The sequence below is a fragment of the Streptomyces sp. NBC_00299 genome (genome assembly GCF_036173045.1).
In the GTDB taxonomy this organism is placed as follows: domain Bacteria; phylum Actinomycetota; class Actinomycetes; order Streptomycetales; family Streptomycetaceae; genus Streptomyces; species Streptomyces machairae.
In genome coordinates this window covers 7,654,822-7,678,668 of the sequence record NZ_CP108039.1, presented here as the reverse complement: position 1 = coordinate 7,678,668, position 23,847 = coordinate 7,654,822, and the positions used below count along the sequence as shown (strand labels likewise).

Here is a 23,847-nt window from a genome sequence, read left to right as displayed (position 1 = left end):
TATGTGCTCATAGAGGCAAACTCCCTGGTCGTGGTCCGCACAGCGCGCGACGCTGAGCACATGGTCACCGCCGTCCGTCATCTCGGACCCCATTGGTACGCCGCCGTCATGGGCACCGCCGCCGTTGCCACCGCCGGAGCCGGGCTGCCGGTCCACGTGCCCGGTCTGCGTACCGTCTGCACGGGCGTCTGGGCCCTCTCCCTCGTCCTCCTCGCCACTCTGCTCGCGGCCCGCGCCCTGCACTGGACCCACCATCGTGACCAGGCCCGCGCCCACCTCCTCGACCCGGCCACGGCGCCGTTCTACGGGTGCCTCGCCATGGCCCTGCTGGCCGTCGGCGGCGGTGCGATCACCGTCGGACGGGACTGGATCGGGACCGGAGCAGCCGTCGCGCTCGACGTCGTGCTGTTCGGCGCCGGTACGGTCGTCGGGCTGGCGGCCGCGGTCGCGGTGCCGTATCTGATGGCCGTACGCCATCGCGTCGAGCCCTCGCAGGCCACGCCGGTGTGGCTGCTGCCGCTCGTCGCGCCCATGGTGTCCGCCGCGCTCGGCCCGCTGCTCGTGCCGCATCTGCCGCCGGGGCAGACCAGGGAGACTCTGCTGCTCGCCTGCTTCGCGATGTTCGGGCTCAGTCTGCTCGCCACCCTGCTGATGCTGCCGATCGTCTTCGCGCGGCTGATCACGGGCGGTCCCCTGCCCCTCGTCCTCACGCCGACGCTGTTCCTGGTGCTGGGTCCGCTCGGGCAGTCCACCACCGCCGTCGGCATGTTCGCGGACGTGGCCCCCGGCGTGGTCCCGGAACCGTACAGCGAGGGCTTCGGCATTCTCGCCGTCCTGTACGGCGTCCCGGTCATGGGCTTCGCGCTGCTGTGGTTCGGGCTCGCCACCGCCCATGTCGTACGCGCCCGGCGGCACGGCATGGGCTTCGCGATGACCTGGTGGGCGTTCACCTTCCCGGTCGGCACCTGCGTGACCGGCGCCGAGGCACTGGGACGGCACACCGGGCTCGTCGCCTACGAGGCGCTCGCCGTTGGGCTGTACGTCGTACTCCTCGGCGCCTGGCTCGTGGCTTCGGTGTGCACAGCGCGCGGTCTGCTCAGCGGCGTGCTGCTCGCAGGGCCTCGGACAGTATCCGTGGTGCGTCGGCCAGTGACGGGCCGTACCACGTCAGGTGCCGTCCGCTGACCAGCGCGCAGGGCAGGCCGGCAAAGGCCTCCGGGCCGTCGTCGGCCGTGAAGCGGTACGGCTCGTCGGGGAGGACGACGACGTCGGGGGCCGCGGCGCGCAGCTCGTCCAGGGGGATGCGCGGGTAGCGGTCCTCGTGCGTCGCGTAAAAGTGGTCCACGCCCAGGCGGGCCAGGACGTCGCCGGCGAAGGTGTCGCGGCCCAGCACCATCCAGGGGCGCCGCCAGATCGGGACGACGGCCGTCGTACGGCGGTCCGGGGGCGGGAGTGACGACCACGTGTCCGCCGCCTCGTCCAGCCACCGTGGGCGGGACCCGACTCCACAGGCCGCCAGGACCCGCGCCAGCTCACCGAAGGCCTGCGGCACGTCCCGCACCTCGGTCACCAGGACCTCGACGCCGGCCGTGCGCAGGGCGGCGAGGTCGGGCTCGCGGTTCTCCTCCTCGTTGGCGATCAGGAGGTCGGGGGCGAGGGCGACGATGCGGTCGACCTCGGGGTTCTTGGTGCCGCCGACGCGGGTGACGTCCAGGCCGGCGGGGTGGCTGCACCAATCCGTGGCGCCGACGAGGACGCCGGGGGCGGCCGAGACGGCGACGGCCTCCGTCAGGGACGGCACCAGGGAGACGACACGCATCAGCGTCCCGGCCGGTCCCGGACCGCCTCGATGTGTTCCGCCACGGCGACGACGACCACGCGTGTGTCCGGCACGGTCGCCCGCCAGCGGTGGCGCACCCCGCCGGTGAGGTACAGGGTGTCGCCGCGGCCGAGGCGGTACGCGCGGCCCTCGGCCTCGATCTCGACGGCGCCGTCGGCGACGTACATCAACTGGTCGTTGCGAAACTGGAATTCACGGCCCGCGTCATGGTCGCCGGTGAACTCCGAGGCGTGCATCTGGTGATGACCCCGCACCAGGGAACGCGCCCGGGGGGCGGGCCCCCACTCGCTGCCGTCGGCGCGTACGACATCGACGCTGCACGCCGGGTCGGCGGCGGCGAGGAGTTCGACCGCGGTGGTGCGCAGGGCGTCGGCGACCTTTTCTAGGGAGCTTCTGCTGGGGCGTGCCCGGTCGTTCTCGACCTGGCTAAGAAAGGGCACCGAGAGGCCGCTGCGCTCGGCCACGACGGCGAGGGTGAGCTCGAGGGCGCGACGGCGCCGACGCACGGCCGCGCCCACTCGAAGGGGCTGTTCTTTGTGGTCGCCCATCGCTCCGGCTCCCTCCTTCGCTCGTCGGTCCAGGGTCCTCGCGCCCGCCGCCCGGCGCACACCTTCTGTTGGGTTCTCTGCACCCTACGCATGTTCGGCAAACCGTTTCATGCGCCTGTCACATCGACGACACGTCGGGGGGAGTACGACCCACCGGTTCGCGCCAGTGGATCGGCTCCGCCGATATGCCGGGTACCCCTGTGCCGCCCCTGACTACCGCTCAGCACGCGAGAGTCGTTGTTCAGTTCAATGCGTCGGGGCTCCCCCGTGTTCCCTCACCTCGTGCGGGGTGGAGTGCCTGGTCAGCGGGGTTGTGCGGGGGTACAGGACCGGCCTTGAAATCGGTGCCGGGAGCGCGGAGTTGGCGGGGCCGGGCTCGGGTGGTGGGGTAGCGCTGCGTGGTTGGCCGGATCCTTTTCGTAGGCATGCCATGAGCCTATGCGGGCCCGCATACCGCGAGGGGTGGGTCCGTCGTACGCAGGGGAAGACGTACGGCGAGACCCACCCCTCGGGCGGCGGTCCGGGGCTGTCAGGTCACCCGGCCGCCTTGCTCTTCTGCGACCCGGCGACCGGAGCCCACTTGTCCACCAGGCCCGGGTTCTGCTTCAGCCAGGAGCGGACGGCGTCCTGCTCCTTGCCCTTGCCGGCCTTGGTGATCTGCGACTCCAGGCTGGTCAGCTGCTTCTCCGTCATGGAGAAGTTCTTCAGCCACTTGCCGACCTCGGGGTTGTCGCCGGCGAAGCCCTTGCGGGCGAGGGTGTGCACGCCGTCGCCCTTGCCCCAGGCACCCTTGGGGTCCTTGAGCTTCGTCAGGTCGTAGTCGCTGTACGCCCAGTGCGGCGACCAGAGCGTGACGGCGATCGGCTCCTTCTTGGCGTACGCGCGCTTGAGCTCGGCCAGCATCGCGGGCGTGGAGCCGTCGACGACCTCATACGAGTCCTCCAGGCCGTACTCCTTGAGGACCTTGTCCTTGAGCAGGCCCATCATTCCGGCGCTCGGCTCGATGCCGATGATCTTGCCCTTGAACTTGGAGGCGTTGTTCTTGAGGTCCTCCAGGGAGTCGACGCCCTTGACGTACGACGGGACGCTGAGCTCCAGGGAGGTGGGGCCGTACCAGGAGCCGAGGTCCTCCAGCTGCTTGCCGTACTTCTTCCAGTACTCGGCGTGCGTGGTGGGCAGCCAGGAGTCCGTCTCGAAGTCGATCTGACCGGTGGCGAGGCCCGTGTAGAGGGGGCCGGCGGAGTACTGGCTGGTGGTGACCTCGAAGCCGCGGCGCTCCAGCAGCTCCTTCCACAGGAACGTGGAGGCGATGCCCTCGTCCCAGGGGATGTAGCCGAGCTTGATCTCCTTGCCCTTGCCGACGTTCGTGGCGGAGGCCTCGGCGGTGCCCGCGGAGGGGCCGAAGACGCCCAGGCCGCCGGCGACGAGGGCCAGGACGGACACGCCGGCGACGGCTACGACCGGGCGGGGCCGGTGGTTCCAGACCTTGACGCCGCCCGCGGCGCGGGCCTTGGCGGCCGCACGGCGGCCGAGCGGGGAGATCTGGGCGCCGAGCGCGCCGGTGACGCGGTCCAGGTAGATGGCGAGGACCACGATGCCGACGCCCGCCTCGAAGCCGAAGCCGATGTCGAGCTGGCCGATGGCCTCGTTGACCGCGCCGCCGAGGCCGCCGGTGCCGACCATGCCGGCGATGACGACCATCGACAGGCTCAGCATGATCACCTGGTTGATGCCCGCCATGATGGTGGGCAGGGCGAGCGGCAGCTGGACCCGCAGCAGGGTGTCGCGCGGTGCCGTACCGAACGCCTCGGCGGCCTCGACCAGTTCCGCGTCGACCTGGCGGATGCCGAGCTCGGTCATACGGACGCCGGGCGCGAGCGCGAAGATCAGGGTGGCGATGACGCCGGCGGCGGTGCCCAGGCCGAAGAACAGGATGGCCGGGATCAGCAGCACCATCGACGGCATGGTCTGCAGCAGGTCCAGGACGGGCCGTACGGCCGCGCTGACCGCCTTGGAGCGGGCGGCCCAGATGCCCAGCGGGATCGAGATCACCAGGGCGATCACCGTCGCGACCAGCACCAACGCCAGCGTCGACATGGCCCGGTCCCACAGTTCGAGCGAGTCGACCAGTGCGAAGCCGGCGAAGGCCAGGACTCCCGGGACCAGGCCGCGCAGCCACCAGGCCAGCACGGCGAGGATGCCCGCGAGGAGCAGGGGTTCGGGCGCGGTCAGGACGGCGTTGACGGCGTCGTACATGCCCTCGACGACCGCCTTGATCGCGTCGAAGAGCCAGGACATGTGGGTGACGAGCCAGTCCACGCCGGAGTCGACCCAGTCACCGAGATTCAGCCTAGGCACGGGCGGCCACCTTCCCGTCCGGGGTGTCGCAGGGCGCTGGTTCGGCACTCTCGTCGCCGAGGAAGCCGACCAGCCGCTGCCGCGGCACGACGCCTATGACCTTGTTGTCCTCGTCCACGACCGAGACGCGGTGCGACAGCCGGGCGCTGATGGCGCACAGCTCCGCGAAGGTCGTCTCGCCGGTCGCGGTCTCGCAGGCGCACAGGGGGGTGTCGGCGGTGACCGTGGTGTCCATCAGGGCGCTCGCGGTGAGCACGCGGGACCGGTCGACGTCCTGGATGAAGGAGGCGACGTAGTCGTTCTCCGGGCGCAGCAGGATGTCCTCGGCCGTGCCGGTCTGCACGATGCGGCCGTCGCGCATGACGGCGATGCGGTCGCCCAGGCGCATGGCCTCGTTGAGGTCGTGGGTGATGAAGACGATCGTCTTCTTCAGGGAGCGCTGCAGCTCCAGCAGCTGGTCCTGCATGTCGCGGCGGATCAGCGGGTCGAGCGCACTGAAGGACTCGTCCATGAGGAGCAGGTCGGCGTCGGTGGCGAGCGCGCGGGCGAGGCCCACGCGCTGCTGCATGCCGCCGGACAGCTCGTCGGGCCAGGAGTTCTCCCACCCGGCCAGACCGCACAGGGCCAGCGCCTCGCCGGCGCGCTTTTCGCGCTCGGCGCGGGGCACGCCCTGCACGGCCAGGCCGTAGGCGGCGTTCTCCAGCACGCTGCGGTGCGGGAAGAGCGCGAAGTGCTGGAAGACCATGCTGATCTTCTTCGCGCGGACCTCGCGCAGCTCACGGTCGCTGATCGCGGTCAGGTCCTGGCCGTCGAAGCGGACGTGCCCCGAGGTCGGCTCCAGCAGCCCGTTGAGCATGCGCAGCAGCGTGGACTTGCCGGACCCGGACAGGCCCATGACGACGAAGATCTGGCCCGGCTCCACGGTGAAGGAGGCATCGATGACGGCGGCGGTGGTGCCGTCCGCGCGCAGTTCCTCCCGGTCGGTTCCCTGGCGGAGCCTCGCTACGGCCTCGTCCGGTCGTCTGCCGAACACCTTGTAGAGCTGTTCGGCTTCTAGCCTGGATGACACGTGTACCTCTTGTTTCGACGGCAAAGGAAGGGAGTGACGGGCGCAACAGTTGAATACGCAAGCGACGTCACTCCGGGAGCGCGCCTGCCCTGCTTCCCCGGACACAAACGCACAAGTGGTCCAGGCCACAGCCGCTTCGATCGGGGCCGCTGTCAGTGCCGTACGGCATGATGCGTGGCGTGACCGGACGACTGATGCTCCTCGACACCGCCTCGCTCTACTTCCGCGCCTACTTCGGCGTCCCGGACTCCGTGAAGGCCCCGGACGGCACGCCGGTGAACGCCGTGCGCGGGCTCCTCGACTTCATCGACCGCCTGGTCAAGGACCACCGCCCGGACGCGCTGGTGGCCTGCATGGACGCCGACTGGCGGCCCCAGTGGCGGGTCGATCTGATCCCCTCCTACAAGGCGCACCGCGTCGCCGAGGAGCGCGAGGCGGGTCCGGACGAGGAGGAGGTGCCCGACACGCTGTCGCCGCAGGTGCCGGTCATCGAGGAGGTCCTGGACGCCCTCGGCATCGCGCGTGTGGGGGTCGAGGGGTACGAGGCGGACGACGTGATCGGCACGTTCACCGCGCGGGCGAAGGGTCCGGTCGACATCGTCACGGGCGATCGCGACCTGTACCAGCTGGTGGACGACGCCCGCGGGATCCGGGTGCTGTACCCGCTCAAGGGTGTGGGCACCCTCCAGCTCACCGACGAGGCGTGGCTGCGCGAGAAGTACGGCGTGGTCGGCCGCGGGTATGCCGATCTGGCGCTGCTGCGCGGTGACCCGAGCGACGGACTGCCGGGTGTGCCCGGGATCGGCGAGAAGACGGCGGCGAAGCTGCTCGCCGAGTTCGGCGACCTGGCCGGGATCATGGCTGCGGTCGACGACCCGAAGGCGAAGCTCACGCCCTCGCAGCGCAAGCGTCTGCACGAGTCCCGGCCCTACGTCGCCGTCGCACCGACGGTCGTGCGGGTCGCGGCCGACGTCCCGCTGCCCGACGTCGACACGACGCTGCCGCGTGCGCCCCGGGATCCGGCGGGGCTGGACGAGCTGGCGCTGCGGTGGGGGCTGGGCGGGTCGCTGCAGCGGCTGCTGGTGACGCTGGGGGCGTGAGGACACCGGGGGCGCGCACGGTGCCCCGATCGTGCGCATGGGGCTCGTGGCGCGGGGAAGTCGGTCCCTGCGTGCGCGACATGCACCATTTCATGAACGTTCGGAGCGGCATTCGCCTGAGGGAGATGCTAACTTAGGTAAACCTAAGCTTGGAATGAGGGAGGCCAGCGATGGCACTACGCCCTGCCCGCAAGCCGCGGAAGCCCCACAGCGCGCAGGTCATCCGCACCGAACGGCTGACCCCGCACATGCAGCGTGTGGTGCTGGGTGGCGACGGGCTCGCCGAATTCGCGGCGGACACGTGCACCGACCATTACGTGAAGATGCTGTTCTCCCCCACGGGCGTGGACTACCCCGAGCCCTTCGATCTGGAGCGCATCCGCGAGGAGCTGCCGCGCGAGCAGTGGCCGGTGACGCGGACGTACACCGTGCGGGCGTGGGATCCCGAGCACCGTGAGCTGACGCTGGACTTCGTGCTGCACGGCGACGAGGGCCTGGCCGGCCCGTGGGCCATGCGCGCCCATCCGGGCGAGACCGTGCGTTTCATGGGCCCCGGCGGCGCCTACGCCCCCGATCCGGACGCCGACTGGCATCTGCTCGTGGGGGACGAGAGCGCGCTGCCCGCGATCGCCCGCTCCCTCGAATCGCTGCCCGACGGCGCCAAGGCGTACGCCTTCGTGGAGATCGCCGGGCCCGAGGAGGAGCAGAAGATCGACTCCGACGTCGAGGTCGTCTGGCTGCACCGCGGCTCGCGTCCCGTCGGCGAGGCGCTGGTCGAGGCCGTACGCACACTGGAGTTCCCCGAGGGCCGGGTGCACGCGTTCGTGCACGGCGAGGCGCACTTCGTGAAGGAATTGCGTCAGCTGTTGCGGGTGGAGCGCGGCATGTCCCGCGAGGACCTGTCGATCTCCGGCTACTGGCGGCTCGGCCACGACGAGGACGGCTGGCAGGCCTCCAAGCGGGACTGGAACGCGCGGATCGAGGCGGAGCAGGAGGGGTCGGCACCGGCCGCGTAGGCCTGCATACCTCCAAGGGGCGGCACCTTCGAAGGTACCGCCCCTTCGCTGTGCCCGGACGATCGCGAGCGCTCTGCCCCAAGGATCGCGAGGCGCTCGGCGGCGTGAGGACTTGGGCCCGGCCCGGACATGCCCACGTCATGCGGACGAAACAGCGCGTCCCTAATTTCTGTCGCTCGACAGGAACTCTCGCGCCGCTGTGCGAAAGCAGGTTGCCGCCATGACGAGCACCGTCCCCGCAGACCTCCGCCCCGACCCACCGCACGACCCCGACGCGGGCTCCCTCGCCTCGTTCGGATACCGGCAGGAACTGCACCGCAGCCTCGGCCGGTACGCCTCCTTCGCTGCGGGATTCTCCTTCATCTCCGTACTGACGACCGTCTTCCAGTTCTTCGCGTTCGGGTACGCGTTCGGCGGCCCCGTCTTCTTCTGGGCCTGGCCGGTGGTGCTCGCCGGGCAACTGCTGGTGGCCGCATGCTTCGCTGAGCTGGCCGCGCGCTATCCGATCTCGGGCGCGATCTACCAGTGGTCGTCACGGCTGTCGAACGTCACCTTCGGCTGGTTCGCCGGCTGGATCATGGTGATCGGGCAGATCGTGGTGGTCGCGGCGGCGGCACTGGCCCTGCAGATGGTGCTGCCCGCACTCTGGTCCGGCTTCCAGCTGATCGGCACCGACCCCGCGCCGACGTCGGCGGACGGCGCGGCCAACGCGGCGCTGCTCGGCGTCGTCCTGCTGACGCTCACCACCCTGGTGAACCTCCTCGACAATCGCGTCATGTCGGTGATCAACCGGGTCGGTGTGACCGCCGAGATCATCGGCGCCGTACTGATCGTCGCGCTGCTGCTGACCCACTCCGAGCGCACCCCCGGCATCACCTTCCACACCACGGGCGCCGAGTCGGGCCTGCTGGGCGCGCTGCTGGTCGGCTCGTTCACGGCGGCGTACGTGCTGATCGGCTTCGACAGCGCGGGCGAGATGAGCGAGGAGACACACCACCCGCGGCGCACCGCGCCCCGCACGATCCTCACCGCGCTCGGCGCCGCCGGCCTGCTCGGTGGACTGCTCGTCCTCGGCGGACTGCTCGCCGCGCCCAGCCTCACCGACGGCCGGCTGGCGGTCGACGGCCTGAGCTACGTCCTGACGAGCAGCCTGGGCGACGGCGTGGGCAGGGCCCTGCTGGCCGACGTGGTCGTGGCCATCACCGTGGCGACCCTCGCCATCCAGACGGCGGCCTGCCGGATGCTGTTCTCGATGGCCCGCGACGGCCAACTCCCCTTCTACCGCCGCCTCGCCCGGGTCAATCCGCGCACCGGGATGCCCGGCGCACCCGCCGTGGTGGTCGGCGCCCTCGCCGCGGCCCTGCTGCTGCTCAACTTCGCCTCGCCGGAGGCGTTCCTGGCCATCGGCACGACCTGCATCGTGCTGCTGTACCTGGCGTACGCGATGGTCACCGGCCCGCTGCTGGTGGCCCGCCTGCGCGGCCGGTTCACCACCGACGGCACCGACGAGACGGGCAACCCCCTGTTCTCCCTGGGCCGCTGGGGCGTCCCGGTCAACGCCCTCGCGCTCCTGTACGGCCTCTTCATGACCGTCAACCTGGCCTGGCCGCGGGCGGCGGTGTACGACCCGGCGGGCGGGCACTGGTACTTCCAGTACTTCACCGTGCTGTTCCTGGGCGTGACAGTGGTCGCCGGAGTGGGATTCCGGGCGTACCGGCGGCGCAGCGCGACGGTCTCGACGGCCGTACCGGAGGCGGCGGTCGGGGAAGCGGCCGGATAGCCGGGCGCGGTGGCCCGCGCGGCGGAGCGTCCGGTCAGTCGCCCTGCACGCGGGCATGCAGATGCATGTCGTGCCAGCCGTCCCTGTGCAGGGCGGAGCTGCGCTTGGTGCCCTCCAGGAGGAAGCCGGCCTTGCCGGCGACACGGCAGGACGCCTCGTTGCGGACGGCGTGCAGCAGTTCGAGGCGATGGAAGCCGATGTCGTCGAGTGCCCAGCGGGCCAGGGTGGTCGTGGCGCGTGCCGCGACGCCCCGGCCGCGCGCCTCGGCGGTGGTCCAGTACGCGACCTCGGCCGTGCCGTCGTCGAGGTGGACCTCACGCAGGGCCACGCGCCCCAGCAGCCGGTCGCTCTCCGCGTCGACGACGGCCCACTGAGGGTGCCGCTCCTCGGTCCACGCCGTCCGCCACTCCGCTATCCAGCCGCAGACTTCGGCCACGGAGTCGGCGGCCCGCGCGTGCCACTGGTGCATCACAGGGTCCTGGAAGGCCGCGTGCACGGCGGGCGCGTCGTCGGCCCGCCATGGGCGCAGGAGCAGGCCGTCACCGGTGCGGAGCGTGGGCTGCGGGATGCGGGCGAGGGTTCCGGCGGGCAGGACGGGGCTGGTCAGGAAGGGCATGTGCGGGATCCTGCCAACCCGCGCGGGCAGGTCCAACGGGTTTTCCGGCACCGTACGCTTGCTCGTGATGAGACGCCGTAACCCGCTCCCGCCCTCTCCCCTGCCGCAGCGCGACGGAATCGACGCGGTGCGGGTGCGCCTGCCCTTCGACGGGGCGTGGGCGACCGTGCGGGAGCATCTGACGGATCGGCTCGCGGGGGCCGGGCCCGAGGTCGTGGCGGGGATGTTCGAGGCAGGTCAGGTCGTCGGGGCGGACGGGAAGGCGGTGGCGCCGGACGCGGCCTACGAGCCGGGGATGTTCGTGTGGTTCCACCGGAAGCTGCGCGCAGAGGTGCCGGTGCCGTTCGCTGTGGACGTCGTGTACCGCGACGAGCACATCGTCGTCGCCGACAAGCCGCACTTCCTCGCCACCACCCCGCGCGGCGGCCATGTCACCCAGACCGCGCTGGCGCGGCTGCGCCGGGAGCTGGACATCCCGGCGCTGGGCGCCGCACACCGGCTCGACCGGCTCACCGCCGGACTGGTGCTGTTCACGGTGCGGCCCGAGGAGCGCGGCGCGTACCAGACGCTGTTCCGGGACAAGCTGGTGCGCAAGGAGTACGAGGCCGTGGCGCCGTACGATCCCGCGCTCGCCCTGCCCCGGACCGTGCGCAGCCGCATCCTGAAGGAGCGCGGGGTGCTCGCCGCCCGGGAGGTCGAGGGCGAGCCGAACGCCGTCACCCGGGTCGAGGCCGTCGAGCACCGGGCCGACGGACTGGCCCGCTACCGGCTGGCGCCCGCCACCGGGCAGACGCATCAGCTACGGGTCCATATGAACGCCCTGGGCGTACCGATCCTCGGCGACCCGCTCTACCCGGAGGTGACCGCCCCCGTCCCGGCCGACGACTTCCGGCGCCCGCTCCAACTACTGGCGCGAGCCCTGGAGTTCACCGACCCGGTCACGGGGACGGAACACCGGTTCCGCAGCACGAGAACCCTCGAAGCCTGGGTCTCGTACAGCGGTTGGGCGGCAAGAGAGCCGCGTACCGGGTCGGCTCAGTAGCCTCGCCACCACATCAGGAAGCGCCGCCAGGCGCCCTTCGGGCGGACCGGTTCCGGGGTCGGTACGGGCTGTTGCGGCGCGATCGTCTCGGCTGCCGGGGCGGCGGCCGGCTGCGGCTGCGGGGTGCCCACGTGCCAGGTCGGGCGCTGGGGCGGGACCGGGGCGCGACCGGGCCGCTGCTTGATGTCCTGTGGCGGCTTCGGAGCGAAGCGGGCCGGCATCGACACCAGGTGGGCCGAGGCGATCGACTGCCGCCACTCCAGCTCGTCCTCGTCGCAGTCGAGTTCGACGTCGGGCAGACGCATCAGGAGCGCGTCGACGCCGACTTCGGCGATCGCACGGCCGATGTCCGCGCCGGGGCACTCGTGCGGTCCGCCGCCGAAGGCGAGGTGGGAACGGTTGCCCATCATGTTGGCGGCCAGGTCGGGGCGTACCCGCGGGTCGACATTGCCCGGGGCGGGGGCGAAGAGGAGCCCGTCGCCCTGGCGGATGCGCTGGCCGCCGAGCTCGGTGTCCTGCTTGGCGAAGTAGGCGAAGACGGTGCTGAACGGCGGTTCGTCCCACAAGGACTGCTCGACCGCCTGGGGAACCGTCATCTGGCCGCCGCTGAGCTGGGCGCGGAACCGCGGGTCGGTGAGGACCACGCGCAGCACGTTGGCGAGGAGGTTGGTGGTGGCCTCGTAGGCGGCGATGAGCACGACCCGCAGGTGCTGGCCGATCTCGTCGTCGGTGAGCCGTGCCGGGTGGTTGATGAGGTGGGTGGCGAAGTCCTCCTCCGGCTGGGCCCTGCGCTTGGCCGTGAGCCGCATCAGCGCGTCCATGATGTACGCGTTGCTGGCGATCGCCGTCTCGGTGCCCTTGAGCATGTCGCGGGCGGCCTCGACGATTCGGTCGTTGTACTCGTCGGGCATGCCGAGGATCTCGCACATCACGGCCATCGGCAGGTGCTCGGCGAACTGGCTGACCAGGTCGGCGCGGCCCTCCTCGCAGAACCGGTTGACGAGGCGCTGCGTGGAGCGGTTGATGTGCCGACGCATACCGCGGTGGTCGATGGTCGACATGGCGCCGGTGACCGCGCTGCGCAGCCGCAGGTGTTCGTCGCCCTCCGCGTGGGAGCAGATCGGCTGCCAGGCGATGTGCGGCATCAGCGGGTGGTCGGGCTTGACCCGGCCCTCCAGGAGCGGGCTCCAGATGCGGCTGTCCCGGCAGAACTGCGAGGGCGTGCGCACCATGTGCAGGTTCTCGGTGTGACCGAGGACCACCCACATCGGCACGTCGTCGTGGAGGAGTACGGGCGCCACCTCACCGTGCTGCTCGCGCAGTTGCTCGTACAGCTCGCTCAGGTCCTCCGCCTCGTGGAGCCGGTGCAGTCCGCCGGGGCCGAGTCCGAGTCCGTGGGCGGGGCAGCCGGGCGGCGGGGTGGACAGGGGGTCGTGCGTACCGGTCGTGGAATGGGATTCAGGCATCACAGGGGTCGCTCCGAAGTGGATCCGGTGTCAGGGGAGTCAGGGCGGATGCGGATGCAGGGGGTTGCAGGGGTCGCCGGATGCACGGGGGTGGGATCGATCCGGCGGACGGGTCTACCTGAGCGCGCCCGACATGGCGAGCGAGTGCAGGAAGCGCATCAGGGTCATCAGGACGTCACGGCTGGAGGCCCGGCGGCGTACGTCGCACTCGACGATGGGGATCTCCGGGTCCAGGTCGAGGGCCGCGCGAAGATCCTCGACCGGGTAACGGGGCCCGTCGGGGAAGGAGTTGACGGCGACGACGAACGGCACGCCGCGCTCCTCGAGACGCCCTATGACGTCGAAGCTGACCTCCAGCCGACGGGTGTCGATCAGCACGACCGCGCCCAGCGCGCCCTCGAACAGCCCGTTCCACAGGAACCAGAAGCGCTCCTGGCCGGGGGTGCCGAAGAGGTACAGCACGAGTTCGTCGGTGATGCTGATGCGGCCGAAGTCCATCGCCACCGTCGTGGCCGTCTTGGTGTCCGAGCCGAAGTTGTCGTCGACACCGATGCCGGCCTGCGTCATGGTCTCCTCGGTCGTCAGCGGCCTGATCTCGCTGACAGAGCCGACCATCGTCGTCTTGCCGACCCCGAAGCCGCCCACGATCACGATCTTGACCGCGGCCTCGGCCGTGTGCGGCAGCTGGTCCTCGGTCCGTGGACCGGGGATGGTGTCAGAGCCTTTGAAGTCCATGCATCACCGCTTCGAGAAGGGACCGGTCGGCGACGGACTGGCGCACGAGGGGGGCGCGCGCCGTCACCAGGTCGGCCGTCAGCATGTCGGTGAGCAGGACCGTCATCGCGCTGAACGGCAGATTCAGGTAGGCCGAGAGTTCGGCCACGGACAGAGGGGTCGTGCAGAGCCGGAGCAGCGCCGTCTGCTCGGGTGCGGAGGAGGGCGTTGGGACGGCGCTCGCCACGATTAAGGTGACCAGGTCGAGCTCGGCGCGCTCGGCACCGTCCTTCCCCGCCACCACGAAGAGCCGTTCCGGGTTCTTCTTCACTCCCGGCCGCGGCGGCGGTGGCGGCGGGGGCAACGGCTCCATGGGAAATCGCCGCCGGCGTTGCGGAGGCGTCATACGGTCTGCCCGTTGCGCCTCGACGGACTGGTGAGATGGGCCCCGATGCGGCTGACGAGGTCCGACATGCGGTTGCTCATCAGACCGGGCTCGGCGAACGTGTCGGAGAGCACGGCGAGATACGCGTTGGCACCGGCGGCCATCAGATAGAAGTAGCCGCCGTTGATCTCGATGAGGACCATCTTCATCTTGCCGTCGCTGTTGGGGATCTCCGTGGCGACGGCGGTCGCCAGGCTCTGCAGACCGGCACAGGCCGCGGCGACGCGGTCGGCGGTGTCCGGGTCGCCGCCGTAGCGGGCGATGCGCAGTCCGTCGGCGGAGAGCACCACGATCATCTCGATGCCCGGTACGCCGTCGTGGAGCTCCTTGAGCATCCAGTCGAAGTTGGCGCGCTGCTGGATCACTTGAGGTCCCCCTCGTCGTCGGCCTCGGCACGGGCCGGTCGGCCCGGTTGGGTTCGCGGCTGGAGTGTGTAGGGGTCGGGCTTGTCCTTGAGTCCGTTCCAGAACGCCTCGACCCACGCACCGGGTGCGGGCTCGTCCACGGCCGGCTCGGGCTCGGGTTCCGGCTTGGCCGTCGACCAGATCGTCGGCCTGCCCTCCCGTTCGGCCTGCTCGATGGCCGCCTGCTCGGCGATCCGCTTGCTGAGCGGGGTCTTGACCCGGCTGCGGCGCTGCGGCAGCCCGTTGGCGGTCCACTCGGTGACCACGGGGACGTCGTCCTCCATGGAGACCGTGGCCGGGATCTTCGGGCTGGTGGGCCGCCGCTTCTTGGGGGTGCGCTTGGGACCCTCAAGGGCGCCGGGGCTGAGATCGGGCGCGGCGGCGGCGCCAATGCCGTGGGCGTAGCCGGGCGCGGGGTCGGTGGTCAGCATCTCGCGCGGGATGATGAGGACCGCGCGGACCCCGCCGTACGCGGAAGTGCGCAGGGAGACCTGCATGTTGAACGCCGTGCACAGGCGGCCCACGACGGCGAGACCCAGCCGCGGGGACTCGCCGAGCTCCTGGAGGTCGCTGCCCTCCTTGGCGCGCTCCAGCATGTTCTCGACCCGGGCGCGGGCCTCCTCGCTGAGGCTGACGCCCGCGTCCTCGATCTCGATCGCGATGCCGGTCTGCACCTCGGTCGCGGTGACGTGCACCTCGGTCTGCGGCGGCGAGTACCGGGTGGCGTTGTCGAGGAGTTCGGCCGCGGCGTGGATGACCGGCTCGACGGAGATGCCGCGGACGTTGACCGAGACGATGGAGTCCAGCTTGATGCGGCGGTACTCCAGGATCCGGGACATGGCGCCGCGCAGCACGCTGTAGAGCTGGACGGGGTTGGGCCACTGCCGGCCGGGGCGGCCGCCGCCGAGCACCGAGATGGAGTCGGCGAGGCGGCCGATCAGCATGGTGCCGTGGTCGATGCGCAGCAGGTCGTCGAAGACCTCGGGGTTACGGCCGTGGTCCTCCTCCATCTCCCGGAGTTCCTCGGACTGCTGGTGCACGATCGACTGGACGCGGCGGGCGATGTTGACGAAGGACCGCTGGGCGGAGTCGCGCAGGGCTTCCTCGCGGTCGACGATGTTGAGCATCGACTTCACCAACTCCACCTGTGCAGGTGGGAGTTGCGCGTAGGAGGGGTCGATCAGGGCGAGGTCGCGAATCACCTCATGGGGTGAATGGTCGCAACGCAGACGGTAGATCGCGGCGGGCGTGATCTCCGTGGCGAGGCGTTTCATCTCCTCGTCGTGGGAGGCGATACGCCGCTCCAGGTACGCAGCGTGACGGGCGTGCTCGGCCCGCGCATCCCGCAGGGCGCGACCGCGGCGCACCGCTTCGGCCACGGCTGCCAGCACCAGCAGCATGGCCACGGCACCGCTCACTCCGACGGCCGTCCGTGCCGGTTCAGCCACCACGGCGACGGCTGCTCCGGTCGCCGCGGCCATCACTATCGCCGGGAGCAACAGTGCGCGCATGTACGGGAGTTCACGGTGTCTGGACGGGGGTTGAACGCTCACCATGTGGGCCCTCTGAAACGAATCGGGTGGGTGTAGGGGGAGCTTGCAGTGGGGTACGTCATGGGTATGTCGGAATCTTTTGCATGTTTGGGAACAAGCGCACGATTACACCTCAACTCGGTGCGCTGCGGGCGAGCTTAGTCCGACCGGATCATCGCCGTGTCATATTCAGCAAGCACCTGAAACGGCGCGCGCGGCGGTAGTACCCTCAAGCCCATTTATACGCTCGGATTACATTCGCACACGGTGCGTCACGGCGTACGGGTGTGCGAAGAATACTCACCGTGACGGGTGAAGATCGGGTTCCGGTCGCCGGTCGGCGGCTGGTTCAGATCCCGGCGATGCGCAGCGCCGCGTCGGCCGTGGCCTCGGCGAACACCGATACCGGGCGCTCCGGATCGGACCGGTGGACGAGGATGACGCCCTCGATCAGACCGAACAGCAGATCCGTACGCAGCTCCAGCTCGCTCTTGGCGAGTGCACCGCCGGCGGCAGTGGCGGCGAGCAACTGGCGGTAGGCGTCCTTGAGTTCGGCGCGCACGGCGTGGAAGCCGGCGAACCGCTCGGCGCGCACCTCGGGCAGCAGGTAGAGCCCGCCGAGGTTGTGCGGTCCGCCGCACAGCAGCTCCACGTCCGTGCGGCACAGCTCCCACAGCCGGTCCTCGGCCGGGGCCGAGTCGTCGGCGAGGAGCTCGCGGGCGTACGCGAGCGAGGGCGTGACCGTGGATTCCAGGAGCTCGGCGAGGAGCTCCTCCTTGCCGGAGACGTAGTGGTACATCGACGCCTGCCGCATGCCCGCCCGCTCGGCGACGGCACGGGTGGTGGTGGCGGCGTAGCCCCGGGTGGTGAACAACTCCGCGGCAGCTGCGAGCAGTTCGTCGCGCGGCGGGAGACCACTGTCCGGCCGCTGCGCCGCCCGCGGCCTGCCGACCCGGCGACCCGCCGGTCCACCCGCTGTTCCCATGCGTTCGATCCTCGCACACGGCCCCGGCCAGGAGATCTTCCCGCGCAGCGCGGGCGCCTGGGGGCGACCTCCGTGAGGGCTCGGTAACCGACCGGCAACACCCGGGCAATGCCGGTGACGCGCCCGGCTCCTAATTTCTGTCGCGCGACAGAAATGAACCCGCAGGCCCACTCCCGAGCCGGAGGTCCCGCGAATGGCGACAGCGACCACGTACGGAGCCCGTGACCATGCCCGTGCCCAGGAAGGGGCACGGGCCGAGGCGATGCCCGTCGTCCCGGCCACCGACTGGCCGGACCCGCCCTGCGAGGCGGGCCACCTGGTGTGGGCGGAGACGGTGGCGGGCGGCAACTACACGCACCGGGTACTCGCCCGCGGCACGGAGCTGCGGCTGACCGACCTGCGCGGCGATGCCTGCGCGCATCTGCTGCTGTTCGCGGCCGACCGCCCCTGGGAGCGGCTGAACGTCGCCGACACGGTGAAGGTGCAGTGGAACGCCTACCTCGGCGAGGGCCGCCTGCTGCTCTCCGACCAAGGTCGCGTCCTCGCCTCCGTCGTCGCCGACACCTCCGGCCGGCACGACGCCCTGTGCGGCACCTCCACGCTCGTGCGCAACACCGGGCGGTACGGCGACGGCACCCCGCAGTCCCCCTCCCCCGCAGGCCGCGAACTGTTCAAGCTGGCCGCCGCGAAGAACGGCCTGGAGCCTCGGGATCTGCCGCCCTCGCTGTCCTTCTTCCAGGGCGTGGAGGTCCGCGAGGACGGCACCCTGGACTTCACCGGCTCGGCCGGACCCGGCGCGAGCGTGACCCTGCGCGCCGAGCAGGACGTGACCGTTCTGATCGCCAACGTGCCGCATCCGATCGATCCCCGCGCCGAGTACGTCAGCACCCCGCTGGAGGTCCTCGCCTGGCGGGCCGGGGCGACCGCGCCCGGCGACCCCTTGTGGGACGCCACGCCCGAGGGCCGCCGCGCCTTCCTCAACACCGCCGAGTTCCTGGCCGCGAGGGGGCTCGCATGAAGGCCGTCGTCGCCGCCCGCGCCGCCTGGTCGCACGTCGTCCGCGCCGGCGAGACGCTCACCATCACCGACCTGCACGGCAACCAGGCCGTCGACTTCCTCGTCCACGACGCCCACGACACATCGGTCCGCTACAGCGCCCCCGACACCATCCACGCCCAGGGGAACATCTTCCTGACCACGGGCAGTGTGCTGTTGTCGAACGAGCACACCCCTTTGATGACGGTGGTCGCGGACGACGTCGGCCGCCACGACACGGTCGGCGGCGCCTGCTCCAAGGAGTCGAACACGCTTCGGTACGGCCACCACACCTGGTCGCAGCACGCCTGTGTGGACAACTTCCTCGCCGAGGGCGCCCAGCACGGCCTCGGCAAGCGCGACCTCGTCTCCAACATCAACTGGTACATGAACGTGCCGGTCGAGAAGGACGGCACCCTCGGGATCGTCGACGGCATCTCGGCACCCGGGCTGTCCCTGACCCTGCGTGCCGAGCGCGACGTCCTGGTCCTGGTCTCCAACTGCCCCCAGATCAACAACCCCTGCAACGGATTCGAGCCGACGTCCGTGCAGATGACGGTCACCGAGGCGGGCAGCGCATGAGCTTCGACACGCTGCTGGTCGCCAACCGGGGCGAAATAGCGGTCCGGATCATCCGCACGGCCCACGAACTGGGCCTCAGGACAGTGGCGGTGTACTCCGACGCCGACCGGTCCGCACCCCACGTACGGCTCGCCGACCAGGCCGTACGGCTCGGCCCCGCGCCCGCGAAGGAGTCGTACCTCGACGCCGACCTGATCCTGAAGGCGGCCAAGGACAGCGGGGCCGGGGCGATCCACCCCGGGTACGGCTTCCTGTCGGAGGACGCGGCGTTCGCCCGGCGCTGCGAGGACGCCGGGATCGTGTTCGTCGGCCCGACGCCCGAGCAGCTGGAGTTGTTCGGAGCCAAGCACACGGCGCGGGCGGCGGCGACGGCGGCGGGCGTACCGCTGGCACCGGGGACGGGCCTGCTCGGGTCACTCACCGAGGCACTCGAAGAAGCCCGGGTCATCGGCTATCCCGTCATGCTCAAGGCGACCGGCGGCGGTGGCGGAATCGGCATGTCGGCATGTCGCTCCGCCGACGAACTGACCGATTCCTGGGAGCGCGTCCAGCGTGTCGCCGCCGCCTCCTTCTCCTCGGCCGGTGTCTTCCTGGAACGGCTCGTCGAGCGGGCCCGCCACATCGAGGTCCAGGTCTTCGGCGACGGCGCGGGCGCGGTGGTGACCTTCGGCGACCGGGACTGCACGCTGCAGCGCCGCAACCAGAAGGTGGTGGAGGAGGCCCCGGCGCCAAGCCTCCCGGCCCTCATACGCGACCAACTGGCCTCCGCCGCACATGACTTGTGCGCCTCCGTCGGCTACCGCTCGGCCGGAACCGTCGAGTTCGTGTACGACGCCGCCCGCGAGGAGGCGTACTTCCTGGAGGTCAACACCCGCCTCCAGGTGGAGCACCCGGTCACCGAGGAGATCTACGGCGTCGACCTGGTCGCCTGGATGCTGCGCCTGGCGCGCGGCGAGCGGGACGTCGTCCGCGATCCGGGCACCCCGCGCGGCCACGCCGTCGAGGCCCGCCTCTACGCCGAGGACCCGGCACGCGATCACCGGCCCGGCGCGGGCCTGCTGACCCGGGTGGAGTTCCCGAGCGGGGTGCGGGTCGACGGCTGGGTCGAGACAGGCACCGAGGTGACGACGTCGTACGACCCGATGCTCGCGAAGATCATCGCGTACGGCCCCGACCGCGCGCACGCGCTGCGCCGGCTGGACGAGGCGCTGGCCCGCACCCGCGTCGACGGGATCGAGACGAACCTCGGCCTGGTGCGCGCGGCGCTCGCCGACCGCCGTTTCCGCGACGCCACCCACTCGACGGCGACCCTCGCCACCGTCGCCGACCCGACGCCCCGCATCGAGGTCGTCGCCGGCGGCACCCTCACCACCGTGCAGGACTGGCCGGGCCGCACCGGCTACTGGCAGGTCGGCGTTCCGCCCAGCGGCCCGATGGACGACCGGTCCTTCCGGCTCGGCAACCGGGCGCTGGGCAACCCCGAGGGCACCCCGGGACTCGAATGCACGCTCCAGGGACCGGCGTTGAGGTTCACGCACGCCACCACCGTGTGCGTGACGGGCGCCCCTGCCACGGTCACCGTCGACGGTACGGCTGTGCCGCAGTGGGAGCCGGTGACGGTGCCGGCGGGCGCCGTACTGGAGGTCGCAGCGCCGGCCGAGCACGGTCTGCGGACGTACGTCCTCGTCGCGGGCGGTCTCGACGTCCCCGCGTTCCTGGGCAGCGCGAGCACCTTCACGCTCGGGCGCTTCGGCGGCCACGGCGGACGCACGCTGCGGACGGGCGACGTACTGCACGGCGGGGCGGTCACCGAGGGAAGGCCGGTTCCCGAGCCGGACCGCCCTTCCTTCGGCTCCGCATGGCAGGTGGCCGCCGCCGAAGGACCGCATGCCGCCCCGGAGTTCTTCACCGAGGACGACATCCGCGACTTCTACGCCGCCGAGTGGAAGGTGCATTTCAACTCCGCGCGGACCGGCATCCGACTCGTCGGCCCGAGGCCTCGCTGGGCGCGCACCGACGGCGGTGAGGCGGGCCTGCATCCGTCCAACATCCATGACACGCCGTACTCCGTCGGAGCCGTCGACTACACCGGCGACATGCCGGTGCTGCTCGGCCCGGACGGCCCGTCGCTGGGCGGGTTCGTGTGCCCGGCGACCGTGATCAGCTCCGAGCGCTGGAAACTGGGCCAGCTCCGCCCGGGGGACACCGTGCGCTTCCTGCCGGTGGACGTGGCCGGCGCGCCCCGCCCGGCCCTCGTGGACGGCGGCATCCTCGCCCGCGACGGCGATGTGACGTACCGGCGCAGCGGTGACGACAACCTGCTGGTCGAGTTCGGGCCGATGCAGCTGGACCTGGCCCTGCGCATGCGTGTCCACGCGCTGATGGAGACGGTGGCCGGGGCGGGCCGGGACGGCATCGCCGACCTGACCCCGGGCATCCGCTCGCTCCAGATCCGCACGGATCCGGCGCGGCTGCCGCAAGATGAACTCCTTGCCGAGGTGCGGGAGATGGTGGCCGCACTGCCGCCCTCCGACGAACTCGTCGTCCCCTCCCGGACGGTCCATCTCCCCCTCTCCTGGGACGACCCGGCCACGCGCGAGGCGATCGCCCGCTACATGGCGGGGGTGCGGGACGACGCGCCCTGGTGCCCGTGGAACATCGAGTTCATCCGCCGCGTCAACGGCCTGGCGTCGGTCGAGGACGTGTACCGCACGGTCTTCGACGCGGAGTACCTGGTCCTGGGGCTGGGCGACGTGTACCTGGGCGCCCCGGTGGCGACCCCGCTGGACCCCCGCCACCGCCTGGTGACCACCAAGTACAACCCGGCTCGCACCTGGACGGCGGAGAACTCGGTCGGCATCGGCGGGGCGTACCTGTGCGTCTACGGCATGGAGGGGCCGGGCGGCTACCAGTTCGTGGGCCGTACGACCCAGGTGTGGTCGGGGTGGCAGCAGCGTGGGGCGTTCGAGCCGGGGTCGCCCTGGCTGCTGCGGTTCTTCGACCGGATCAGGTGGTATCCGGTGAGCGCCGAGGAACTTCTGGAGCTGCGGGCGGACCTCACGTCCGGGCGGTTCGTGCCGCGCATCGAGGAGGGCACCTTCTCGCTCGCCGAGTACCGGGCCTTCCTGGACGAGCACGCCGAGTCGATCGCGCAGTTCAGGTGCCGGCAGCAGGCGGCCTTCGCGGCGGAGCGGGACGCGTGGGAGGCGGCCGGCGAGTTCGCGCGGGCGGATGCGGCCGTGGCGCCCGCCGCACCCCCGGCCGAGGTGAGCGTCCCGGCCGGCGGCCGGCTCGTCGAGGCCGAGTTCGCGGCGTCCGTCTGGCAGGTGAACGTACGGCCGGGTGACGAGGTGACGGCCGGACAGCCGCTGCTCGCCCTGGAGGCGATGAAGATGGAGTCCAGGGTGCACGCGCCGGTCGCCGGCGTGGTCGCCGAGATCCTGGCCGGGCCCGGGGACCAGGTGGAGGCGGGAACGGCTCTGGTGGTCCTCGCGCCCGCCCGGGGAAGCGACCCGTCAACCGAGCTTGCAGACAGGTGAGTCGAAAGTCGAGGAGCACCGTATGTCCACCACTGCCTCCCGCGTCCGCGCGGCCTACGCCCGCATCGAGGCCACGGGCCGCCCCGAGATCTGGATCGGCCTGCGCCCGCAGGAGGAGGTGGAGGCCGAGGCCCGGCTGATCGACGAACGGGTGTCCGGCGGGGAGAGACTCCCGCTCGCGGGGCGCCTGTTCGCCGCCAAGGGCAACATCGACGTCGAGGGCCTCCCGACGACGGCGGGCTGCCCTTCGTACGCCTACGATCCCGAGGCCGACGCACCCGTCGTCGCCCGGCTGCGCGCGGCCGGTGCGATCGTGCTCGGCACCACCAACCTCGACCAGTTCGCGACGGGCCTGGTCGGCACCCGCTCCCCCTACGGCGCGGTCCGGGGCGCCCATGACCCGGGCAGGATCAGCGGTGGCTCCAGCTCCGGCTCGGCCGTCGCGGTGGCACTCGGCATCGTCGACTTCGCGCTCGGCACGGACACGGCCGGCTCGGGCCGGGTCCCGGCCGCTTTCAACGGCATCGTCGGCCTCAAGCCCACCCGGGGCCTGGTGCCGACGACCGGCGTCGTCCCGGCCTGCGCGTCGATCGACTGCGTGACGGTGTTCGCGCGGACGCTTCCGGAGGCCGAGCAGGCACTGTCGTTCATGACGTCCCCGCCCGCCCGCGCCCTGCCCGCGCTCCCCGTGCGGGCGCCGGGGCCCTGGCGCATCGCCGTCCCGCCGACTCACCAGCTCGGCGAACTGGACGAGGGCTGGGCCGAGGCCTACGAGGCAGCCGTACGGCACCTCGCAGCCGCCGGCGCCGAGATCCGCCCCCTCGACCTCACCCCGTTCACCGAGGCCGCCGCGATGCTGTACGAGGGCGCCTTCGTCGCCGAGCGCTACACGGCCGTGGGGAGCTTTGTCGACAAGGCGATGGCCGAGGGCGACACGGCCCTCGATCCCACCGTCGCCGGCATCATCACCCGCGCCCGCGACATCCCGGCCCACCGGCTCTTCGCCGACCAGGACCGGCTCGCCGCCCTGCGCGCACGGGCCGAGGCCGAACTCGACGACGCGGACGCCCTGTTGGTCCCCACCGCGCCGGGCCATCCGACCCTCGCCGAGGTGGCCGCCGACCCGCTCGGCGCCAACGCCCGGCTGGGCCGCTTCACCAACTCCACGAACCTGTTCGACCTGGCGGCGGTCGCCGTCCCGGCCGGTGAGGTGAACGGCCTGCCCTTCGGCGTGATGCTGCTCGGCCCCGCGTTCACGGACGACCGGCTGGCCCGGGTCGCCGGACTGCTCCAGCCGGAGGTCCGCCTCGCGGTGGTCGGGGCGCACCTCACGGGCCAGCCCCTCAACTCGCAGCTTCTCGCCCTGGGCGCCCGTTTCGACCGTACGATCGCCACGGCCCCCGTCTACCGGCTGCACGCGCTGCCCACGTCCCCGCCCAAGCCGGGCCTGGTCCATGTCGGCCCCGGCGCGGGAGGAGCGGCGATCGAGGCGGAGGTGTGGCGGCTCCCGGCGGATGGGCTCGGCCGGCTCCTCGCCGACCTGCCCAGGCCGATGGCCCTGGGGCGCGTGGAACTGGCGGACGGCAGCCACGTCCCGGGGTTCCTGTGCGAGCCTGCGGCCTTGGCGGGCGCCGAGGACATCACGTCGTACGGCGGCTGGCGGGCGTATCTCAGGGGAGACCGCACCTGAGAATACGATCGACGCCTGAGAACACGAACGACGCCTAAAACACGAAGGGCAAGGAGGTCACGCTCTCCTTGCCACTATCAACTTAT

Annotated in this window: 20 protein-coding genes; 9 read left to right on the top strand and 11 right to left on the bottom strand. The window is 71.4% G+C overall.

Annotated features, from left to right (window positions below; genetic code table 11):
- Positions 1–60: 60 nt before the first annotated feature.
- Positions 61–1,185: a TDT family transporter gene (locus OHT51_RS34260; protein WP_328882782.1), complete on the top strand. Its 1,125-nt coding sequence runs from the start codon at positions 61–63 to the stop codon at positions 1,183–1,185.
- Here OHT51_RS34260 and OHT51_RS34255 read toward each other — a convergent pair.
- The 4 genes from OHT51_RS34255 to OHT51_RS34240 form a co-directional block, all read right to left on the bottom strand.
- Positions 1,097–1,819, bottom strand: a complete 723-nt coding sequence (locus OHT51_RS34255; RefSeq protein WP_328882781.1) for a helical backbone metal receptor — start codon at positions 1,817–1,819, stop codon at positions 1,097–1,099. The genes OHT51_RS34260 and OHT51_RS34255 overlap by 89 nt on opposite strands.
- The gene (locus OHT51_RS34250; protein WP_328882780.1) at positions 1,819–2,388 is read right to left on the bottom strand and encodes a helix-turn-helix domain-containing protein; all 570 of its coding nucleotides are present in this window, start codon (positions 2,386–2,388) and stop codon (positions 1,819–1,821) included. Before OHT51_RS34250 ends, OHT51_RS34255 begins: the two co-directional genes overlap by 1 nt.
- A 534-nt stretch (positions 2,389–2,922) precedes the next feature.
- Positions 2,923–4,746 carry an ABC transporter permease/substrate binding protein gene (locus OHT51_RS34245; protein ID WP_328882779.1) on the bottom strand — a complete coding sequence of 608 codons (1,824 nt, stop codon included), beginning with the start codon at positions 4,744–4,746 and terminating at the stop codon, positions 2,923–2,925.
- A complete protein-coding gene (locus tag OHT51_RS34240) occupies positions 4,739–5,815 on the bottom strand; it encodes a quaternary amine ABC transporter ATP-binding protein (protein WP_328882778.1) in 1,077 nt (358 codons plus the stop codon). Before OHT51_RS34240 ends, OHT51_RS34245 begins: the two co-directional genes overlap by 8 nt.
- A gap of 170 nt (positions 5,816–5,985) precedes the next feature.
- Here OHT51_RS34240 and OHT51_RS34235 point away from each other — a divergent pair, with 170 nt between their 5' ends.
- From OHT51_RS34235 to OHT51_RS34225, 3 genes are all read left to right on the top strand, one after another.
- Entirely contained in the window at positions 5,986–6,915 is a 930-nt protein-coding gene (locus tag OHT51_RS34235) for a 5'-3' exonuclease (protein WP_328884536.1), read from the top strand.
- A 170-nt stretch (positions 6,916–7,085) separates the two neighbouring features.
- The gene (locus tag OHT51_RS34230; protein WP_328882777.1) at positions 7,086–7,931 is read left to right on the top strand and encodes a siderophore-interacting protein; all 846 of its coding nucleotides are present in this window, start codon (positions 7,086–7,088) and stop codon (positions 7,929–7,931) included.
- A gap of 220 nt (positions 7,932–8,151) precedes the next feature.
- Entirely contained in the window at positions 8,152–9,711 is a 1,560-nt protein-coding gene (locus OHT51_RS34225; RefSeq protein ID WP_328882776.1) for an amino acid permease, read from the top strand.
- A gap of 34 nt (positions 9,712–9,745) precedes the next feature.
- Here the strand turns inward: OHT51_RS34225 and OHT51_RS34220 are convergent, their stop codons facing one another.
- Positions 9,746–10,327: a GNAT family N-acetyltransferase gene (locus OHT51_RS34220; protein ID WP_328882775.1), complete on the bottom strand. Its 582-nt coding sequence runs from the start codon at positions 10,325–10,327 to the stop codon at positions 9,746–9,748.
- 67 nt (positions 10,328–10,394) lie between these two features.
- Between OHT51_RS34220 and OHT51_RS34215 the strand changes: the two genes are divergently transcribed.
- Positions 10,395–11,369 carry an RluA family pseudouridine synthase gene (locus tag OHT51_RS34215; protein ID WP_328882774.1) on the top strand — a complete coding sequence of 325 codons (975 nt, stop codon included), beginning with the start codon at positions 10,395–10,397 and terminating at the stop codon, positions 11,367–11,369.
- On the opposite strand, the gene OHT51_RS34210 is transcribed toward OHT51_RS34215, so the two are convergent.
- The 6 genes from OHT51_RS34210 to OHT51_RS34185 all read right to left on the bottom strand — a co-directional run bounded on the left by OHT51_RS34210 (position 11,363) and on the right by OHT51_RS34185 (position 16,915).
- On the bottom strand, positions 11,363–12,838 hold the full coding sequence (locus tag OHT51_RS34210; protein ID WP_328882773.1) for a cytochrome P450: 1,476 nt from the start codon (positions 12,836–12,838) through the stop codon (positions 11,363–11,365). The two genes, OHT51_RS34215 and OHT51_RS34210, sit on opposite strands and share 7 nt — an antisense overlap.
- Before the next feature lie 111 nt (positions 12,839–12,949).
- Positions 12,950–13,570: a GTP-binding protein gene (locus OHT51_RS34205; protein ID WP_328882772.1), complete on the bottom strand. Its 621-nt coding sequence runs from the start codon at positions 13,568–13,570 to the stop codon at positions 12,950–12,952.
- The gene (locus tag OHT51_RS34200) at positions 13,551–13,955 is read right to left on the bottom strand and encodes a DUF742 domain-containing protein (protein ID WP_328882771.1); all 405 of its coding nucleotides are present in this window, start codon (positions 13,953–13,955) and stop codon (positions 13,551–13,553) included. The genes OHT51_RS34205 and OHT51_RS34200 overlap by 20 nt, the downstream gene beginning before the upstream one ends.
- Positions 13,952–14,359 (bottom strand): roadblock/LC7 domain-containing protein, encoded by a 408-nt coding sequence (locus OHT51_RS34195; protein ID WP_328428875.1) that lies wholly within the window; start codon positions 14,357–14,359, stop codon positions 13,952–13,954. Before OHT51_RS34195 ends, OHT51_RS34200 begins: the two co-directional genes overlap by 4 nt.
- Complete coding sequence (locus tag OHT51_RS34190; RefSeq protein ID WP_328882770.1) at positions 14,356–15,954, bottom strand: sensor histidine kinase; 1,599 nt, start codon at positions 15,952–15,954, stop codon at positions 14,356–14,358. Before OHT51_RS34190 ends, OHT51_RS34195 begins: the two co-directional genes overlap by 4 nt.
- A gap of 325 nt (positions 15,955–16,279) precedes the next feature.
- Positions 16,280–16,915, bottom strand: a complete 636-nt coding sequence (locus OHT51_RS34185; RefSeq protein WP_328882769.1) for a TetR/AcrR family transcriptional regulator — start codon at positions 16,913–16,915, stop codon at positions 16,280–16,282.
- A gap of 193 nt (positions 16,916–17,108) precedes the next feature.
- Between OHT51_RS34185 and OHT51_RS34180 the strand changes: the two genes are divergently transcribed.
- The 4 genes from OHT51_RS34180 to atzF are packed head-to-tail and all read left to right on the top strand — an operon-like array spanning position 17,109 to position 23,761.
- Entirely contained in the window at positions 17,109–17,933 is an 825-nt protein-coding gene (locus OHT51_RS34180) for an urea amidolyase associated protein UAAP1 (protein ID WP_328882768.1), read from the top strand.
- Positions 17,930–18,532, top strand: a complete 603-nt coding sequence (locus OHT51_RS34175; protein WP_328882767.1) for an urea amidolyase associated protein UAAP2 — start codon at positions 17,930–17,932, stop codon at positions 18,530–18,532. Before OHT51_RS34180 ends, OHT51_RS34175 begins: the two co-directional genes overlap by 4 nt.
- Positions 18,529–22,071 carry a 5-oxoprolinase/urea amidolyase family protein gene (locus OHT51_RS34170; RefSeq protein WP_328882766.1) on the top strand — a complete coding sequence of 1,181 codons (3,543 nt, stop codon included), beginning with the start codon at positions 18,529–18,531 and terminating at the stop codon, positions 22,069–22,071. The genes OHT51_RS34175 and OHT51_RS34170 overlap by 4 nt, the downstream gene beginning before the upstream one ends.
- Positions 22,058–23,761, top strand: coding sequence for an allophanate hydrolase (gene atzF / locus OHT51_RS34165; RefSeq protein ID WP_328882765.1), 1,704 nt, complete (start codon positions 22,058–22,060; stop codon positions 23,759–23,761). Before OHT51_RS34170 ends, atzF begins: the two co-directional genes overlap by 14 nt.
- Positions 23,762–23,847 lie beyond the last annotated feature (86 nt).

Coding starts and splice junctions, on each gene's coding strand:
- OHT51_RS34260 (WP_328882782.1), top strand. CDS start 61: ATGGTCACCGCCGTCCGTCATCTCGGACCCCATTGGTACGCCGCCGTC.
- OHT51_RS34255 (WP_328882781.1), bottom strand. CDS start 1,819: ATGCGTGTCGTCTCCCTGGTGCCGTCCCTGACGGAGGCCGTCGCCGTC.
- OHT51_RS34250 (WP_328882780.1), bottom strand. CDS start 2,388: ATGGGCGACCACAAAGAACAGCCCCTTCGAGTGGGCGCGGCCGTGCGT.
- OHT51_RS34235 (WP_328884536.1), top strand. CDS start 5,986: ATGCGTGGCGTGACCGGACGACTGATGCTCCTCGACACCGCCTCGCTC.
- OHT51_RS34230 (WP_328882777.1), top strand. CDS start 7,086: ATGGCACTACGCCCTGCCCGCAAGCCGCGGAAGCCCCACAGCGCGCAG.
- OHT51_RS34225 (WP_328882776.1), top strand. CDS start 8,152: ATGACGAGCACCGTCCCCGCAGACCTCCGCCCCGACCCACCGCACGAC.
- OHT51_RS34220 (WP_328882775.1), bottom strand. CDS start 10,327: ATGCCCTTCCTGACCAGCCCCGTCCTGCCCGCCGGAACCCTCGCCCGC.
- OHT51_RS34215 (WP_328882774.1), top strand. CDS start 10,395: ATGAGACGCCGTAACCCGCTCCCGCCCTCTCCCCTGCCGCAGCGCGAC.
- OHT51_RS34205 (WP_328882772.1), bottom strand. CDS start 13,570: ATGGACTTCAAAGGCTCTGACACCATCCCCGGTCCACGGACCGAGGAC.
- OHT51_RS34200 (WP_328882771.1), bottom strand. CDS start 13,955: ATGACGCCTCCGCAACGCCGGCGGCGATTTCCCATGGAGCCGTTGCCC.
- OHT51_RS34190 (WP_328882770.1), bottom strand. CDS start 15,954: ATGGTGAGCGTTCAACCCCCGTCCAGACACCGTGAACTCCCGTACATG.
- OHT51_RS34185 (WP_328882769.1), bottom strand. CDS start 16,915: ATGGGAACAGCGGGTGGACCGGCGGGTCGCCGGGTCGGCAGGCCGCGG.
- OHT51_RS34180 (WP_328882768.1), top strand. CDS start 17,109: ATGGCGACAGCGACCACGTACGGAGCCCGTGACCATGCCCGTGCCCAG.
- OHT51_RS34175 (WP_328882767.1), top strand. CDS start 17,930: ATGAAGGCCGTCGTCGCCGCCCGCGCCGCCTGGTCGCACGTCGTCCGC.
- OHT51_RS34170 (WP_328882766.1), top strand. CDS start 18,529: ATGAGCTTCGACACGCTGCTGGTCGCCAACCGGGGCGAAATAGCGGTC.